Annotated in this window: 14 protein-coding genes; 11 read left to right on the forward strand and 3 right to left on the reverse strand. The window is 33.5% G+C overall.

Annotated features, from left to right (window positions below):
- Positions 1–189: 189 nt before the first annotated feature.
- A complete protein-coding gene (locus tag ACFS3A_RS08665) occupies positions 190–1,728 on the reverse strand; it encodes a tetratricopeptide repeat protein (RefSeq protein WP_379824988.1) in 1,539 nt (512 codons plus the stop codon).
- Between the two features lie 643 nt (positions 1,729–2,371).
- Between ACFS3A_RS08665 and ACFS3A_RS08670 the strand changes: the two genes are divergently transcribed.
- The 8 genes from ACFS3A_RS08670 (at position 2,372) to ACFS3A_RS08705 (ending at position 11,483) form a co-directional block, all read left to right on the forward strand.
- Positions 2,372–2,827: an isochorismatase family protein gene (locus ACFS3A_RS08670; RefSeq protein ID WP_379824989.1), complete on the forward strand. Its 456-nt coding sequence runs from the start codon at positions 2,372–2,374 to the stop codon at positions 2,825–2,827.
- A gap of 478 nt (positions 2,828–3,305) precedes the next feature.
- Entirely contained in the window at positions 3,306–3,677 is a 372-nt protein-coding gene (locus ACFS3A_RS08675; RefSeq protein WP_379824990.1) for a hypothetical protein, read from the forward strand.
- Positions 3,678–3,974: 297 nt separating this feature from the next.
- On the forward strand, positions 3,975–4,895 hold the full coding sequence (locus ACFS3A_RS08680) for a hypothetical protein (protein ID WP_379824991.1): 921 nt from the start codon (positions 3,975–3,977) through the stop codon (positions 4,893–4,895).
- 19 nt (positions 4,896–4,914) lie between these two features.
- Positions 4,915–6,879, forward strand: coding sequence for a TonB-dependent receptor plug domain-containing protein (locus ACFS3A_RS08685; RefSeq protein WP_379825334.1), 1,965 nt, complete (start codon positions 4,915–4,917; stop codon positions 6,877–6,879).
- A 5-nt stretch (positions 6,880–6,884) separates the two neighbouring features.
- Positions 6,885–7,253, forward strand: coding sequence for a hypothetical protein (locus ACFS3A_RS08690; RefSeq protein ID WP_379824992.1), 369 nt, complete (start codon positions 6,885–6,887; stop codon positions 7,251–7,253).
- Between the two features lie 254 nt (positions 7,254–7,507).
- A complete protein-coding gene (locus ACFS3A_RS08695; RefSeq protein WP_379824993.1) occupies positions 7,508–8,374 on the forward strand; it encodes an MbnP family protein in 867 nt (288 codons plus the stop codon).
- Positions 8,375–8,551: 177 nt separating this feature from the next.
- Positions 8,552–9,568, forward strand: coding sequence for a cytochrome-c peroxidase (locus ACFS3A_RS08700; protein ID WP_379824994.1), 1,017 nt, complete (start codon positions 8,552–8,554; stop codon positions 9,566–9,568).
- Positions 9,569–9,863: 295 nt separating this feature from the next.
- Positions 9,864–11,483, forward strand: a complete 1,620-nt coding sequence (locus tag ACFS3A_RS08705) for an arylsulfatase (RefSeq protein ID WP_379824995.1) — start codon at positions 9,864–9,866, stop codon at positions 11,481–11,483.
- Positions 11,484–11,572: 89 nt separating this feature from the next.
- On the opposite strand, the gene ACFS3A_RS08710 is transcribed toward ACFS3A_RS08705, so the two are convergent.
- Positions 11,573–13,177 carry a class I SAM-dependent methyltransferase gene (locus ACFS3A_RS08710; RefSeq protein ID WP_379824996.1) on the reverse strand — a complete coding sequence of 535 codons (1,605 nt, stop codon included), beginning with the start codon at positions 13,175–13,177 and terminating at the stop codon, positions 11,573–11,575.
- Between the two features lie 393 nt (positions 13,178–13,570).
- Here ACFS3A_RS08710 and ACFS3A_RS08715 point away from each other — a divergent pair, with 393 nt between their 5' ends.
- The 3 genes from ACFS3A_RS08715 to ACFS3A_RS08725 all read left to right on the forward strand — a co-directional run bounded on the left by ACFS3A_RS08715 (position 13,571) and on the right by ACFS3A_RS08725 (position 15,504).
- Positions 13,571–13,876, forward strand: coding sequence for a hypothetical protein (locus ACFS3A_RS08715; RefSeq protein ID WP_379824997.1), 306 nt, complete (start codon positions 13,571–13,573; stop codon positions 13,874–13,876).
- 335 nt (positions 13,877–14,211) lie between these two features.
- Positions 14,212–14,847, forward strand: a complete 636-nt coding sequence (locus tag ACFS3A_RS08720) for a hypothetical protein (protein WP_379824998.1) — start codon at positions 14,212–14,214, stop codon at positions 14,845–14,847.
- 207 nt (positions 14,848–15,054) lie between these two features.
- Positions 15,055–15,504 (forward strand): hypothetical protein, encoded by a 450-nt coding sequence (locus ACFS3A_RS08725; protein WP_109193149.1) that lies wholly within the window; start codon positions 15,055–15,057, stop codon positions 15,502–15,504.
- A 317-nt stretch (positions 15,505–15,821) separates the two neighbouring features.
- Here ACFS3A_RS08725 and ACFS3A_RS08730 read toward each other — a convergent pair whose 3' ends face one another.
- Positions 15,822–17,249, reverse strand: a complete 1,428-nt coding sequence (locus ACFS3A_RS08730; protein ID WP_379824999.1) for an FAD-dependent oxidoreductase — start codon at positions 17,247–17,249, stop codon at positions 15,822–15,824.
- Positions 17,250–17,477: the final 228 nt, after the last annotated feature.

A 17,477-nucleotide genomic window follows, 5' to 3' on the forward strand; every position in this document is an offset into this window, starting at 1 on the left:
ACAATTAATTTTGTCTGCCTTTTTTTATTACATGATTTTGATTCGGTTAATATCTGTTTGAAATAAAAAGAGTTCATCCTTATAAGTAATCTTTTTTCTTAACATTTTGCGAAAAAAAAATAAACTCAAAACAAGCCCAACACATTCAATATCTTTAAACTAATCTTTAAATTAAAAAAGTATAACCATTTACGCTACCTCATTATTATTTTGAAGATAAGTAATAAAAGCCAACGGAGAAACGCCCGTTATTTTTTTGAATGTAATTGTAAATCGGCTATGAGATGCAAAACCTGCCTGATCAGCAAGATAACTGATTTTATACTTTAAATAATCCGGATCATTTTTCAAACGATCTACAATATAATTTATTCTTAATTCATTAATGTATCCCGCAAAATCCTTTGATTTGTGTTTGTTTATAACATAAGATAAATAGCGATGATTTACATTTAGTCCTGAAGCAACAGAATTAATAGACAAGGTTTTGTTAAGAAAGGAGAGCGAATTTTCAAATTCTTTTATGTTTTCTAAAATAGCATTTTCGGTTGCCTCCGACATGTATTCTTTAGTGTCTTTCTTTATTTCAGTATTCGTTTCAGTAGCCTTAATTATTTGGCTCTGATCGATAAAAGCCCTGATTTTTTTGTAGTCCTGTTTTCTTTTAAAAACGTACATCAGCACAGTAATGGATATTGCAAAAAGACAGATACCGATAATAATGATTTTATTCTTTTTGTATTGTGACTGACTGTCCAAATGACTTCTGCGAAGTGATTTGATCAGATCATCTGCAATAACTTTTTTATTGTCATTTTCGGCTTTGCTTAGTTTTAAGTTCTTTTCGTTATAAACGATATATTTTTTAGTATCCGCTTTTTTGTAAAACTCCATAAGAGAATTATAAACTTCTTGTTTTAAAGCTGAGTAATCTGATTTTTCAGCGACTTCTTCGGCTTTTTTATAATGCAATAGTGCTTTTTTATTGTCTTTCATGGTGAAATAAACATTAGCCAGACCATTATAAATAAAACCTCTTAACGGACTGTCAGAAGACAATGATTCCTGAAGTTCTTTTTCTGCTTTTTCATAATGAAACAAGGCAGAATCTGCTTTTTTTAATTCAAGATAGTTTCTCGCAATAAGTTCGTCATTAATAGCAATTTGATAGTTTTTATCACTAACAGCTGCAGCCTTTTCAAATAATTGAATGCCTTTTTTAAGATGCGTAATGGCTTTAGAATAATTAGAATTATGTAATTCATAACAGGCAAGTTCCTGAGATAAATTTCCCTGAAATCGGTACATTTCACTTTTATCCTTTATTTTTCTACTCACAGCAACGGCTTTGTTAAGAAAAGTTTTCCCAATGTGATAGATTTCACTTTCACGATAAAGGGATGCCATAAAACCATAAATCTTAGCCTGAACAGCATAATCTTTGCTTATTAATGCCAGGCTGTCTGCATCTTGTAAAGCATTAATAGCTTCATTGTGAATTCCGTATTGATACAAAATATGAGCTTTGAGCATTCGTGTTTTTATTCGGTCCGGATTGTTTTTTGCAATTTTATAAAGATAATCAGTATTACTGAGTGCTTTTTTTGGATTAGAACTTAGCAGGACCTGATAGGTTTCGGTATAAATATGTTCAAAGGATTGCTGTGGATAGCAGAGGTAATTTGTGAAAAATAAAGTAAAAAGGAAAAGGGTATTTTTTAAAGGCATGTGGTATTTAGTTATAATTTAAAACAAACAGTTTTATATTAAAAATATATATTCTGTTCTTGTAATATAATTTGAGTATAGTAAACGGGGAATGTAGGTAAAATTTTTCAAAATACGGTTGGGTATTTGTTTTCTTAACAACATTAAATTTTTATGTGTTATAAGTTTCTTTCTGATGTATGTGGTTTCCCTTTTTTTTGAGACCAAATTGTTTCAAATTACTACATTTTGTTTCATTTAGGTCTATGAACTGAAATTTTTAAAAAATAACAGGTTTTTGTTTAAAGTGTTGAAAATGTATTTTTTGCGGTTTTTGTTAGCTTGCAAATATTTTACTTATTACGTAAAAGATAAAGAAAAACCCTCTTTTTGCCATTCTCAAATTAGTAGTTTCGCAATCCAATTTTGAAGAAAAAGCTTCATTTTTTTTAGAGCTATTTTTTGTTGGACTGCTGGTTTCGTACAACAAAGCTGCAAAATTTATCCCTAATTATTTAGTACCTATTATTACCAATCCTGTCTTGTACAGGCTCTAGAGGGGTCCGGAGTTTATTTGGTTGAATGTGTATGATAATTGGTTTGAACTAAGCACCTGAAACCAGCAGTTTTTTTTCAATAAGAAGATGTAAAGTACTATACCGTAATGAAAAGAAAATATACAAAATCAGCATTATTGTTAATAGAAATACAAAATGATTACTTCTATAAAGGAAAAATGGAATTTAAAGGAAGTTACGAAACAGCAGCAAGAGCTAAAAAAACTTTGGAGGCTTTTAGAAAGAAAAGAAAAACCATAATTCATTTACAGCATATTGCCGTAAATAAAAATGCCTCTCATTTTGTTTCGGGCACTTACGGAGCCGAAATATTTGAAGAAGTTACCCCAAAGGAAGGGGAAAAAGTAATTATTAAAAAAACTTCTAATGGTTTTGTAGAAACAGGTTTGTTTGAATATCTGAAGGATAATCAGATTGAAAATTTAACCATTATCGGAATGTTAGATAATATGGAAAATGATTCCACTGTGCGTGCTGCAAGAGATTTAGGATTTAATGTACAGTTAGTAAAAAATCAAAATACAGCAGTTTGTATGATTTAAAAACTATTGAATCTCAGGTAGCTCATTTTCGGAAATCTTCAATTCATCAATACTTACTTCAGACGTGCATTTTTCAATCTTATCATCCCAGTGTCCCCAGTCTCCACGATAAGATCGTATAAATACCAATTCATTATTATCCCCATTATGTACAATTGTAGTGCAAACAATAGGTCTTTTACTGTTGTTAGTTGCAGGAGTTTCCATGGTAGTAAGTTGTTAAGTTAAGTCTTTCAAAAGTAAAAAGATGGCAAGTGAATAGGTTATATAATAAACTTATTTTATTGTCAAATTATCATGTAAGTTGTTTATAAACAGTGTTTTTTGACGATTAGAGTTTTCAATTTTTAGGTTTGAAAAGTTTCTCAAAAAAAAAGAAAAGAAGATGTTTTTGTCTTTTATTAAATAAAAAAGCACTTTTAGTTAAAATAAATACAAAAATGTATGTACTTTTGTCACCAAAATAGACAACAAGCAGTTGAAAAGGTTAATTATCATAGTACTTTCGATTTTAATTTTATCGCCATCATTTGGCAGCTTGTTCGTTTATGCATCATTCAAAATCAATCAGAAAGAAATTGCACAAACAATTTGTGTACAGCGTAAACAGGTTTTTAATAACTGTAACGGTAGATGTGAACTTCAAAAAAGTATCAAAAAATATTCTGATAACGAAAAGAAAATGCAGGACAGCCTAAAAGAGAAATCAGAGCTGGTGTATGTTCAAAATACTGCTGAAGTGGTTTTAAATGTAATTTCTGTTGTTGAAGTAAAAGAAAATACTTCTACTTTGTTTGAAAAGAAACCTATTGGAACTTCTAATCCTACTTTTCACCCTCCACTCGTATAATTCGGGATCATTTTTCTGTTTTTCAAATCGAAGTACATTGTTCATTTTTTGGATGATGTAAAAAATGTACTATTTTCAAATCTTCAGTTTTTAATCTTCAGGAAATTCAGTTCGATAATTGAAAACAGTTTATCCGGGCTTATTCTTTATACAGAAAATAGATCTTACTTCTATAATTGAAATGCTTAAAAATGCATTTTCAATTCAAAATATTCATTAAAATTTCACGGCATTTGAACTTTCCAAAACGGATTGTTTTGTGCTGCATTTTAAAACGTTTTCTAACATTCATTACAAATGAAATCTTTCAATTTTTTAGTGATTGCACTATTGGGTGTAATTACTTCCTGTACAATCGATAAAACAGATTATGAAGCTGAGATCGATTCTCAGGTTCCGGAATATTATGAGTTTAAAGAAGCCACTTCGTTAACAAGCGGTAACTATAAAATTAGCATTGAAGCTTTAAACGGAACTTTCTATAAAGGTTATAATGAGCTTCATCTGAAAGTGGTCAATGCGCAGAACAACCAAAGCATAAGCGCAACTGATGTTACTTTTTTGCCAATATTGAGTAATAACGGAAGCACAAGTTCTTGTCCGCACGATTACAATCTGGCTTATGATTCAACCAATAAATATTTCACGGGCTATTCTGTATTTACAAACGAAAGCGCAGCAGGAGAAAGTTGGAAACTGTATGTAAGCTTTACGGTTAATAATCAAAAATATGAGGTTAACAAGGAGGTTTCAGTTGAAAAACAAAACAATAAAAACCTCAATATGACCACTTTTACCGGAAAAGATAACGAGCAATATGTGATTGCACTGATTGCTCCACAAAAGCCAAAAGTAGCTGAAAATCCATTGGTGGCAGGAATTTATAAATACAATAAACCTGTAAATACAACGGGAACTTTTCCGGATCCTTCACAGTTTTCTTATGCTGAAGTGGCTGGTTATACTTTAAAATTAGATCCAAGAATGCCTGAGCCTTCAATGGGAAATCACTCTTCGCCAAATAATCAGGATTTAACGCAGCAGAATGATGGTTTGTATCATGGAGTGGTCAATTATACCATGACAGGAAACTGGACTTTGAATCTAATTCTGCTGAACCAAAACGGACTGATTTTAAAGGGAACTGTTGTTCCAACTGATTTTACGCCGGGAGTAGAAGGTGTGAAAAGTGAACTTTATATTGATACTTTATTCTAAAAACATGAAATATATACTAATGTTGCTTTTTTCAGGAATGTCTGTAATGGCTCAAAATCCGCATGCACATCATGACAGCATCAAAAATTTAGAAGAAGTAACAGTTAAAAACGCAACCAAAAAGAAAATCGAAACCGAAATGAAAATGGCTGTTTCGGTTGATGAATTTTTGTCTTCGGCAGATAATATTAGTTTTATCAAGCGCGGTGCTTATGCCTGGGAACCTTTGCTGAATAATATGAGTACAGAACGTTCTACAGTTACGATTGACGGAATGCACATTTTTGGTGCCTGTACCGATAAAATGGACCCAATTACCTCTTATGTAGAAAGTAATAATCTTTCGGCAATTGATATAAAATCCGGGCAGGAGGGAAGTCTTCATGGTTCAACGATTGCGGGAAGCATCGATTTAAAAAGAAAAAGCACGCCTTTTGGCTTAGCCAAAAAATGGAACGGAGCCTACCAAAGCGGATTTGAGTTTAATAACAAACAGTTTTTTAATCTTGGAAATGTTTCTTATTCCGGTGAAAGATTTGTTGCTGAAGGAAGTATTTCGTACCGAAAAGCCGATGATTATTACGATGGAAATAATGATGAAGTAAAACATTCGCAATATAAAAAGTTCAACACTTCATTTGGTTTTGCTTATAAAACGACTGATTTATCTTCAGTAAGATTAGATGCCATTTTTGATATGGCAAAAGATGTGGGGTATCCGGCGCTGCCGATGGATTTATCGCTTTCCCGTGCTCTAATTACATCTGCTTCATACAAACAATTATTTGAAGATGGATTGGTAAAAGTGATTGATTCCAAGATTTATTTCAACGCTATCGAACATTATATGGACGATACAACGCGTCCTGAAAATCTGGTTCACATGGATATGCCGGGCTGGAGTACAACTTACGGTCTGGTTTCGAAGGCTAATTTGAAAAAGAATAGTTATTCGTCTGAAATACAATTGAATGCTTACGATAATTTATCAATTGCTGAAATGAGAATGTATCCGCAGGATAGAAGCGAAAGAACGATGTTTGCTTACAGCTGGCCTTGGGTTACAACTCGTTATGCGGGGCTTTCGATGAATAATTCCTGGGATATTTCAGAGAAAAGTCAGGTGAATTTAGGAGGTTCTTTGGGGGTGAATTACAATTATTCTAAGTATGTCGAATTCAACTGGATTTTCCATCCTGGAGCACCGCAGGAAAAAACAAGATTTTTACCAAGTTTACATGCTGGTTACAATTTAGATATTGATCAGTTTAATTTTTCAGTCGGAACAGGGTACGGACACAGAGCACCTTCTGTTTCTGAAGGTTACGGCTATTACATTTACAATAGTTTTGATCGTTATGATTACATCGGGAATCCTGATTTGAAAAATGAAATTTCGTATGAAGGAAATGCATCGGCAGGATTTAAAAACGAAAGATTTAGCATTCAGGGAAAAATCAATTATTTCTACATTGAAAACTATATAATCGGAAGAATTCTAAGTATGGGAAGTCCGATGAATTATCAGTCGGTTGGAGTAAAAGGGTATACTTCATTAGACTACGCTACGCTTCTGAATATGTCTATGAATCTAAGTTATGATATTTTAGAACATTTACACTGGAATGGAACTTTGACTTACGCACGAGGAATGGATAATAACGGTGGTAATCTGCCCTTTATTCGTCCGTTGAGTTATCTGACTTCACTTCATTTTATGCATAAAAATTTCGGAATCCAGACTTCTGTAAATGGTGATTTTGAGCAAATCAATTACAGTCCGGAATATGGTGAAGATTTGACAGGAGCTTATGTGATCTGGAATCTTTCGGCAAATTATTCATTCAAAATTAATCAGGTAAAAACAGTTGTTCAGGTTGGTGCGGAGAATTTATTAAATGAATATTACAGCACTTATGCCGACTGGGGAAATATTCCGAGAATGGGACGTAATATTTTCACTTCTTTAAAATTCAACTTCTAATAAAAATGAAAAAAGTTTTTAGTATCACAATGATAATCTTACTGCTGTTGGTTTCTTTCCAGCAGGCATTGATTATTGTGCACTTTAAACTGAACCAGCAAAATATTGAAAAGGAATTTTGTGTTAACAAAGCCAAACCACAATTGCAGTGTCATGGTAAATGTCATCTTAAAAAAGAGTTGGAAAAATCAGATCATAACAGTGATTTAGAACTAACGAGTATTAGTAAAAATATTGATATTATTTTGACTTCGGAAATTGAGTTTACATTCCACATTATAAAAGCATTAAATTCTAATAAAGTATTGATTTACAAAGAGACAGGACAAACAGAACCTTGTCTTGAAATTTTTGTACCACCGCCTATTTGCTGATTAATTCCCCTCAAATAAAATTAATTTAAACACATAGAAACATAGTTTTTCGGAGTGTAGAAAAGAGGCGTTTCACTTGCATTAATACACATAGCTATGTGTTAAATGACTTGCCATTTTATTTAATCTTTATCAGGTCAAATAAAATCTATGTTTCTATGTGTTTAAAAATTCTTACTGCTAGATCTCAATGAAAAAGATGTACTAATAACATCTTTTGAGTTTATTTAATACAAAAATTTAAAAATCACAAAATGCAAAATTTAAAAAAATACCTTTTATTATCCCTTGCTTCTTTAGCATTCGTATCGTGTTCAAGCGATGATAACAATCCAGCGGCGAATAATGTAACCTTAGAATTCAATAATACTTTCAAAAATACTACGATTGTTTTAGGAAATGCGGCTTCAACTTCGGCTACAGCCAATACATCTGCAGCGGGACAAATACATCATTTTTCTGAATTAAAATATGTCATCAGCAACATTCGTTTGGTAAAAGACAATGGAGATGAAATTCCATATAACGTAAACGATCTGGATAAAGGAGCAGCTGTAATCGATCAGGCAAAAACGGCTTCTTTAAGTTATGTTTTGAGTAATGTGCCATCTGCAACTTATAAGCAGATTAAATTTGGTTTAGGAATCAAACCAGAACAAAACACTTTAGATCAAGTAAGATTTCCAAATTTCTACGCAGCTGCTGGAGCAAACGATACAGCCATGATGTGGGAATGGGGAAGTGGTTACCGTTTTACAAAAGTGGAAGGTTTTTATGCTGCCGATAATAAAGCCATGTCTATTCATACCGGAAGCACAGTTGAAGGAACTGCTCCAAACTACACCCAAGGCGTAAATGCTTACAGAGATATTACTTTAAACCTGACAACAAATGCAATTGTAGGAAGTGCGGCGCCTAAAATTAAAATAAAAGCTGATTTCGACAAATTGTTAAGTGGAAAATCGAATACAATCACTTTATCAACTGGAACGGGAATGAATGATAATGCAACTCCAAACGTTCACACTGCTGCTCAAATGGTAAAATTTGTAGATAATTTAGGAGGAAACGGATCAAGCGATATTACAGGAATGTTTTCTGTAACTGCTGTAGAAAACTAAAAAAAAGTACGCGGATAAAACTGATTTACTTCGTAAAGTCACGGATAAACACAGATTTAAAAAAAATCCGTTTGAATCTGCCTTTTCGCGATAGCGAATCCGTTTAATCCGCGTCCTAATTTTCAGAGCTGTTTATACTAGACCAAAAAACAGTTCAATTTTTAAAATTCATTTAAAATGAAAAAAATAATTGGTATCATATCGCTTTTAGTATTGCTGACGTCTTGTAATAATGATGACTCAGATATGATTGCTATTGATAATCCTGAAATTGATTTGAATATTCCGTCTGGTTTTCCGGAACTAAATGCTTTTGTAAATCAAAACAAACCAACTAAATACGGTGTGGAATTAGGAGAAAAACTGTTTTCTGATAAACGATTTAGTGCAGACAATACGATTTCGTGTTCCAGCTGTCATATTCAGGAACATGCTTTTACAGATCAAAAGCCTCAGGGAGTTGGAATTGAAGGAAGAATTGGGCTCCGAAATACGCCTTCTATCCAAAATTTAGCTTTTATGAAGTTTTACAATTGGGATGGAAGTAAACAACAATTAGAAAATCAGCCTTTAGTACCGATTATTACACATGAAGAAATGGATTCGTCTATTTTGGAAGTGATTGGTAAAATTAAAGATGATGCGGTTTACAAAGATTTGTTTCGAAAAGCTTTTGGAGATGAAAATATCACTCCTGATAGAATTTACAAAAGTATTGCACAGTTTGAATACACCCTAATTTCTGTCAATAGCAAATACGATCAAGTAAAACGAAAAGAAACGTCTTTTACCGAAAGTGAATTACAAGGTTATCAAACTTTTCAGCAGAAATGCGCGAGCTGTCACGCAGGAGAATTATTTACCGACCAGAGTTTTAGAAATATCGGTTTTCCATTAAATACAGATACCAATGAAGCGGGACGCGGTAGAGTTACAGGAATTCCTTCTGATTTTATGAGCTTTCGCGTTCCAACTTTGAGAAACATTGAATATACAGCGCCTTATGGAAGTTTTGGACAGTTTTCAACTTTAAAATCTGTTTTAGATTATTTTGATAACGGTGTTTTGGATGCCGAGAATCTAGATCCTATTTTTAAAGGAAATGGAAAAAAGATTCCGCTCACAGAAGAAGAAAAGATAAATCTCATTGCATTTATGAAGACCTTGAGTGATAGAGAGTTTATACAGAAATGATAGAAAAATGCTAAACAATTAAGTTTAGCATTTTTTTTATTTTACAGCAAAGACTATAACTATTTTCATTTTGAAATAGAAAAATCAATTGAAATAGGTTTCAAGTTATAATTTGCAACCAGTTTTTAAAATTGCCAGACCCTATAAATTGTAACTTTCTGAATCAAAATAAATTATCCTCCTAATGAAGGTTTGTTAGGTTGCTGCCTTTTACTTTTCGCCTAAAGATAAATTCCATGCCATTTTAAGATTTAAGATCTCTATACAACTATATAATCATTAAAACTTTAAAATCATGAAAAAGAATGTCTTACAATTGTTTTTTACAGGTTTTCTCTGTTTGACTTTAATCGGTTTTGTTAATGCTCAGACGAAAAAGAAACCAAACATTATTATGGTAATTTCTGATGATACAGGCTGGGGAGACTTAGGTGTATATGGTGGAGGTGTCGGCCGAGGAATGCCAACTCCGAATTTGGATAAAATGGCAAAAGAAGGAATGCAATTTTGGTCTTTCTATGGACAGCCAAGCTGTACACCTGGAAGAGCCGCCATGATTACGGGAAGAATTCCGAATCGAAGCGGTATGACAACCGTAGCCTTTCAAGGGCAAGGAGGCGGACTTCCGGCTGCTGAATGGACTTTGGCTTCTGTGTTAAAAAAAGCAAATTACAAAACCTATTTTTCAGGAAAATGGCATTTAGGAGAAGCAGATTATGCTATGCCAATTGCGCATGGTTTTGATAAAATGCAAAATGTCGTTTTGTATCACTTAAATGCGTATACCTATTGTTTTCCTTCATGGAATCCTGACATGGCACCAGAAATATCAAATTTTATTAAAAAATCTACTAAAGGAATTTTAGAAGGAGAAGCAGGAAAACCAGCTCGTGATACAGGCCCAGTTACGGAAGAAAATATTGCTGAACTGGATATTAATATGGTTGATAATAATTTGAAACAGCTTGATGAATACGGTAAATCCAAAGATCCATTTTTTATGTGCATCAATTTTGCCAAAAACCATCAGCCTAACTTACCATCCAAACAATTTGTGGGTAAATCGCCGGCCAAAAGTAAATATGGTGACGCTGTTGTAGAAATGGATTATAACGTAGGGCGTATTATGGATAAAATTCGCTCTCTTGGAATTGCAGATAATACAATCGTTATTTATACAGTTGATAACGGTGCCTGGCAAGATGTTCATCCAGATGCGGGATATACACCTTTTAGAGGTTCTAAAGGAACAGATAGAGAAGGAGGAAGCCGGGTTCCTGCCATTGCATGGTGGCCGGGACAAATAGAAGCAGGAAGTGTAAGCCACGATATTGTTGGAGGTTTAGATTTGATGGCAACATTTGCAGCTCTTGCAGGAGTTGAACTTCCTAAAAATGACAAAGAAGGAAAACCAATGGTTTTTGACAGCTACGATATGTCGAATGTTTTGTTTAAAAAGGGAAAACCACTTCGTGACAGATGGTTTTATTTTACAGAAAACGAATTGTCTCCGGGAGCAGTACGTATAGGAAAATGGAAAGCGGTATTTAATACAAGAGGCGATAACGGAGCGCAGGCGGGAAGCGATACACCAGGACAACAATTAGGCTGGAGAGGCGATCAGACTTATATCGCAACGGTTCCCGCAGTTTATGATTTATGGCAGGATCCGCAGGAACGCTATGATCTTTTCATGAACAGTTTTACAGAAAAAACATGGACAATGGTAATTTTTGATCAGGTTATTCTGGAACTCATGAAAACGTATGCCGCAACTCCTCCAAGACCGCAACAGAGTGGTTCTTATGCGGGACCAATGGAAATTGGGAAATACAGAACTATTGAGCAGGCAAAACAATTACTGAATAGTAAAGAATTGGCATTACCGCCTTTAAGTGTTGATCCGAAACAATAAAGTATTGAATTATAGTAAAAAAGGGGAAATAAAATCCCCTTTTTCTATTAAATTATGTTTTATAAATTTAATTGATTTTGATGCTGGATTCATTTTCCTTTTAATAAATTGATGCTTACCGTTGCAGTATCGGCATCCGGAAATCGTTTAAAAACGGATTGATCCGGAAATAGACCAGCTTCCGCAGCGATTTTATTGAACACATCAATTTCAACAATATATTGATCCGAAAATCCGTGAGTGGCATCGTAAGCTGTTGCGGCAGTTTTTCCTAGATTTTTGGCAGTTAATTTCGGATTTATGGTATGCAGTTCTATTAACAGTAAACCAAATTTATGTACATAAGGCGACCATTTTTGTAAATGTTCCAAAAGATTATCTTCGACCAGATTGTTACTGATTCTTTTTCCTCCTGATGCAAATGCTCCGCTGGAAGTACTAATTCTGTTCAAATGAATTTTTTCCGGATCCTGCCAAATTCGGTTGTGATCGAGAAACGTTCTTACATTCAATAAATCTTTTAAATCAATATTGTAGTTTTCTTTTAAATCAGCCGAAAGTATATCTGGACGACCAATATCACCCCAAATTACTTTTGCCCAAATATCTGCTTTAATAAGATTGGCGCGAGTCACTTTTAAAGCGGTCTGATTATAATCGGCACCAACTAAAAATAACGGATATTCATCAAGCATTTTTCCTCTTAAAGTTTGTCGGTCGATCACTTCAAAAACATGTTGTAAGAAGGCACCGTTTCCACATCCCATATCCAGAATTCCTTTTGGCTGTTCTTCAATTGGGAGATTGAAGAGTTGAATTAGAATTTCATCCACTACTTTGAAATAGGTATCGTGTGCGCCGCCGCTTCCCCAGACATTCATTTCGCGATCCACATGAATTTCAGTTTCGCCTTTATCAGTTTGTAAAATATCAGGATTGCCAAAAAGCAATTCATCCATTTTAGCAAAAGTCGGAAGATAAGAAACGGTCACGCCATAAGCGCTGGCTCTTTTGGCAAAATATAAACCTGCCTCGGTAAACTGATAATTTCCGTTTTTTTCTAAGAACCATCCCAGATGCACAAAAAAATCTAAAATCTTTTTAAAATTCTCAGGCGATTTATGAAATTCTTCTGGTCTAAAAGAAGTTTCCATAAAGTATTTGTGAAACATGCCGTTCATTGCCAAACGAACAATGGTTGGGCCAATCAAATAGCCTTCAATGTGTTTTAAAATCTGGTTCTGAATTTCATTGATTAAAGGATCGTCTGAAAGTTTGATTCCATATCCCTTTTTATATTTTTCAAAAATAAGGTTGAGTTTTTCAAACGGAATATCTTCAAATTGTCTCGGATGAAATTGTGTAGATAATTGAAGCAGATCAACTACATCTTCGTAAAGATAAAACAGTGAAAAAGCGGTTTTGGTCTTTTCATTTACAGTAATTGTAATTTCCTGAGTCTGGTTATTCACTTCGTATTCCAGAAAACCTTGTGAAGCCAAGATTCGCAAACCAATATTCAGATAACCTTCGTTGGCGTTAAAAGCATTTACAAGTTCAGCTAAACGCATCTGTTCTTTTTCTAAAATAAATTCTAAAACAGATTTTTTCTTTAGTGCAATTGCTACCGGTGCAGTAACTAAGCCGTCAAGATGCCTGAAAATAGAACTTAAAAGTTGTGATTTATCGCTCATAAATGCAAGAATGAAGGTTTAGTTTAAAAATAGTGAAATTTTTTGAAACTAGCCGTATTCAAGTTTGCTACAGAGGAGGAAAATATTTATAGCAAATGAAATCACATGTAGAACAAAGCTCTAGCGGAGCGATATATTTTCAAGACTTCATTTTTTGTCACGCCATTATTTTCAAACATAGCCTGTGGTTTCAACCACAGGGACACAATGAAAAAACGATACGTTTCCCGTGGTTGAAACCACGGGCTATGTTTATGCAGATTGTGTTAGCGAGATATTCAAATTTGCGAAAGAAATTATGTTTCGAACTAAAAAAAGCAGTTAAATATGACTGGAAATATGCGTTCCTTATTTTTTGGTTGCTTCCAAATAAATTAGCAAAAAAATAAAACAATGGAAATGATTGAAAATCTAGAAAATCTTAAAAAATTAACTGTTCTATATTTAAATACTTTGAAACCTGTATCTGAAGAAAAGAACATGTATGAAGCAAAAATCAAATTGTCTAGTTATACTGAATTAAGTTCTATAATTACTCAAATACTAAAGTCGTGTATTTTAGTACTGGAAATTAATGCAAATACAGAGACGGATGTTTCTTTAATGCTGGAAATGGTTCTTCAGTTACTTCCTGTAGATGAATTTGAATTATTGGACAGAATAAGTGAGATTGTAAATGTTCAGGATTTAGAAGAATGATCCAAAAAGATACGTCCTTGAGTAACTGTCGACTTAATTAACTCTATGTGCTAGTAGATTTATTAAGTTTTTTAGCAATGATTTTAGTCCTTTATTCTTGGCTTGATTCTATTTTTAAATTTAATTTGGAGCATAAAAAATTTAAAAGATTTTCATAATTTGTTCATTAATAGATTTTAAACCTTTATTGTTTATCAAAAAACAGAATTATAATACTTGAATACAATATAAAAGTAAAGAACTAAAAAAATATGAATTGATTTTTTATAGATTTGTATACTCTCTATATTCATTATGCAAAGAATATTTGTAGAAAAATTAAAAAAGCAAATTCAATGAAGTCTGTCAGATTACTATTTATCTTTTTACTATTTGTTTGTTCTAACTCTTATTCACAATTAAGTTCGCAAAAAATATTCGAAAGTTTTAAGCAGGGAGAGCGGACCAATTGTTCCTCAATTGCTTTTATCAAAGCTTCTTTAAATGTGTACGGATTAGACAATCTCTTTGTTACGGATACTATAAATAATAATGTGTTTAAAATAACATTGAAAAATAATGATTCGTTTGATCTTAAAAGCGAAGAATTGGACAGAGCCAGAATTTCTGCAGGCTTTGTGTATATCAAAGACAATTGCGATACCGAAAAAATAACCGATTATGCGGTCTTAACTTATGCCGTAATGGCAAAATACAAACAAATTATTGACAGAGAATCTACTTTTGATAAAGCATTAGAAGATCTGGAAGATGGTACGGTATATACACCAACAATCTATAAATACTTAGGTTTTTCAGTAGGTAAACAGGTTCAGAAATTAAAGCGCGAATCCGGTAGTGAGTTCTGCGGTGTTGTAGCCTGGTCAAAAGCACATGCCGTTTTTGTCTGTGAAGAATTTATGGATTATTACGGAAACAAAAAAAGCATCTGGATCAAATATCCAGGACGTTTTAGAATTATTAAATCGTAATCTAACAATTTTACTATTACCAATAAGGCGTTTTAAACTTATATTTTTGTAATATAAAACTCTTAATAGAAATAAATAATTCGCTGTAAATTCTGTTAATATTTTAATTTGTTAAAATTTTCAAAAAAAAACAAATCAATAAACTTGCAATTTAAGTTAAAATGCATATTTTTGTCGTCAAACAACACCCAAATCCAAATTCATAAAATGAAAAAGATAATTTTACTAAGTTTCCTTTTCTTATTGGCAACTGAAGCTGTGTCAGCACAGGCAAAAAATGCTCCAAGAAGTATTATCAGTACAACAGCGTTAATCCGTAAATACCATGATCAAAAAGAATTAAGTGGTATGCAAAAAGGAGAGCTTTTAGAATTGTATATTGAGCGTATTAAAGTATTAGTAAAAACTCTTCCTTATATTGCTTTGGTTACTAAACCAGGTGTTACTATGGCTGACTTAGGTATTCCGGACGATGGAGACCACAAGAAAATCTTAGACAATCAGGCAGTTGGTACAACAACTTTCTTAGATACTACAGTAGAATTCCAAAGAAAGATGATGCCTTATTCTGATAAAGGAAATCTTATCGCAGCAATTTTGTTCTACGAAAACACATTAAAATCTCTACACGAATTCAACGATTTGAACGAAATGTAAGATTTACATAAAATATTTAAAAACTCCAAAGTCAAAGATTTTGGAGTTTTTTTATTTTAAAACAATCTGATAGCTGTTAAGCGTTAATTGTTTAATGTGCAGTTTATTACTTTAGAACGAATAAGCTTTGTAAATAATTCTACACAGTTTTTTAAAATATAGCCTGTGGTTTCAACCACAGGAACGCAATGTATGTAATACGTTTCCCGTGGTTGAAACCACGGGCTATGTTATATAGGGTGAATATTAAAACTTGACAATTGCTATTGAAATTATTATTTTCATTGTCATTGTCATTGAAATTGCCATTGAAATTGTTACAACTCATTTCTCTTAAGACATTTTCCTCTTGGCTCGTTACCTTCATAAAGCGCAACATCAGAATGGAGGAATTCGGCAGCAGCGGCAGAATCTTTCACTTTGGAAGCACTTCGTTCAATCATTTCTGATTCAAATTGATCTAAAGCACTTTTTCTGACACCTTTGTCTTTCCAATGTAATGGAGATTTACATCCTTTTGCGATCTCACGAGCCAGTGAGAGCGCGTCCAGTAAAGCCTGATTGGCTCCTTGTCCTTTAAACGGACTCATGGGATGTGCAGCATCTCCAATTAGTGTTACAGCACTGGCATTTTCCAGCAATTCTTTATGGATTAATTCACGATCGTAAACAGGATAACCTGAAATCTGCATTTCTTGTGTCGCTGTTAGTATTTGCGGAATGGGATCGTGCCACTGTGTTCTTCGGCAGGCTTCTTCTTTTAGTGCTTTTGTTCCTTTTGCGCTCAATTCCTTCGCCTCTTCTTCAGACATAGGAAAACTAAGTTGCCACATAATCGAATCGGATGTGTAGGGCATCATATAAATTCGTTCGTTTCCATTTGCGGTCTGGAAAACAGTAGCAGAATCTAATAAGGGACTTTCGAGATTTTCCAAAGAATGTAAAGGGCAAATGCCTAATATTACAATACAGCCTAAATAGCGTAATGGTGTTTTTTCTTCGCCGATCAAAAGTTTGCGAACCGAACTTCTAATGCCATCGGCTCCGACCAGAATATCTGCTTTTGTCGTTTTTATTTCTCCATTAACCTGAAAACGCAAATCAATGCCTTTAGCTGATGATGTAAAATCTAATAATTGATGTCCCCATTGAACGGTATTATTGCTTTGTAGCTGTTTTAATAAAGCCAGACGTAAAGATTGTCGGGCAATGTGAATGTTAGTGCGTTTGGGCAAAGCATTTATATCACTTTCGAGCCATTTTCTAAAACCCCATTCGGCAACTACTTTTCCTTCTGTATTGTGAACAATATGTTTGGTCGAAACTACGCCATCTTCTAAAGCCGTAATTCCGAATCCTTCCATTGCTTTACTGGCTTGCTGTAAAGTTAGTCCATAGCCTTGAGAACGTGCATCGAAGTTAGGATCACGTTCGTAAAGTGTAAAAGGAATTCCTCGATGTAAACAAGCTACGGCAAGGGCGACTCCACCAATACCGGCACCAATAATTGCTACATGCGGATAGTTTTCGTGATCTGCTTTCGGCAAACTTTCAGAAGGAATTAAACCGGATCCGTTGCAGTTAGTACACGAATATAAAGGAGCTTTAGGACGAACAGGTTCAGTGCCTTGTTTATCTGATTTTTCAAACTGGCTCTTCGCAGCTTCAAAATCCAGTCGTACTTTTTTATTGATTCTACGGCTCTTTTTACCGCGTCCCTGACATTCTGGGCAAATAGTCCACATATTCTATTTCTGTATTTTTTATTGTAAAAATGGAAGAACAGGAAACTATTCTTTTAAAGCTGCAAAATTAATTAAATTATTTTAATAGAATTTTGACTGAAAAGAATGATTATCGAAAACGTTTGATTCCTCATAAGCTGCTCAATTCTTCATTTAGATTTGTTTTAAACTAAATTTTGTACTGCATCATCTTTTAGCTTTTAACATAAAAAATGTTTAATATTGCCT

The sequence above is a fragment of the Flavobacterium notoginsengisoli genome, assembly GCF_042686225.1.
In the GTDB taxonomy this organism is placed as follows: domain Bacteria; phylum Bacteroidota; class Bacteroidia; order Flavobacteriales; family Flavobacteriaceae; genus Flavobacterium; species Flavobacterium notoginsengisoli.

What these genes read in the sequence shown, in the direction of transcription:
- ACFS3A_RS08725 (WP_109193149.1), top strand. Translation starts at nt 15,055, where the DNA reads ATGAAAAAGATAATTTTACTAAGTTTCCTTTTCTTATTGGCAACTGAA.
- ACFS3A_RS08700 (WP_379824994.1), top strand. Translation starts at nt 8,552, where the DNA reads ATGAAAAAAATAATTGGTATCATATCGCTTTTAGTATTGCTGACGTCT.
- ACFS3A_RS08680 (WP_379824991.1), top strand. Translation starts at nt 3,975, where the DNA reads ATGAAATCTTTCAATTTTTTAGTGATTGCACTATTGGGTGTAATTACT.
- ACFS3A_RS08670 (WP_379824989.1), top strand. Translation starts at nt 2,372, where the DNA reads ATGAAAAGAAAATATACAAAATCAGCATTATTGTTAATAGAAATACAA.
- ACFS3A_RS08685 (WP_379825334.1), top strand. Translation starts at nt 4,915, where the DNA reads ATGTTGCTTTTTTCAGGAATGTCTGTAATGGCTCAAAATCCGCATGCA.
- ACFS3A_RS08730 (WP_379824999.1), bottom strand. Translation starts at nt 17,249, where the DNA reads ATGTGGACTATTTGCCCAGAATGTCAGGGACGCGGTAAAAAGAGCCGT.
- ACFS3A_RS08665 (WP_379824988.1), bottom strand. Translation starts at nt 1,728, where the DNA reads ATGCCTTTAAAAAATACCCTTTTCCTTTTTACTTTATTTTTCACAAAT.
- ACFS3A_RS08690 (WP_379824992.1), top strand. Translation starts at nt 6,885, where the DNA reads ATGAAAAAAGTTTTTAGTATCACAATGATAATCTTACTGCTGTTGGTT.
- ACFS3A_RS08720 (WP_379824998.1), top strand. Translation starts at nt 14,212, where the DNA reads ATGAAGTCTGTCAGATTACTATTTATCTTTTTACTATTTGTTTGTTCT.
- ACFS3A_RS08710 (WP_379824996.1), bottom strand. Translation starts at nt 13,177, where the DNA reads ATGAGCGATAAATCACAACTTTTAAGTTCTATTTTCAGGCATCTTGAC.
- ACFS3A_RS08695 (WP_379824993.1), top strand. Translation starts at nt 7,508, where the DNA reads ATGCAAAATTTAAAAAAATACCTTTTATTATCCCTTGCTTCTTTAGCA.
- ACFS3A_RS08715 (WP_379824997.1), top strand. Translation starts at nt 13,571, where the DNA reads ATGGAAATGATTGAAAATCTAGAAAATCTTAAAAAATTAACTGTTCTA.
- ACFS3A_RS08705 (WP_379824995.1), top strand. Translation starts at nt 9,864, where the DNA reads ATGAAAAAGAATGTCTTACAATTGTTTTTTACAGGTTTTCTCTGTTTG.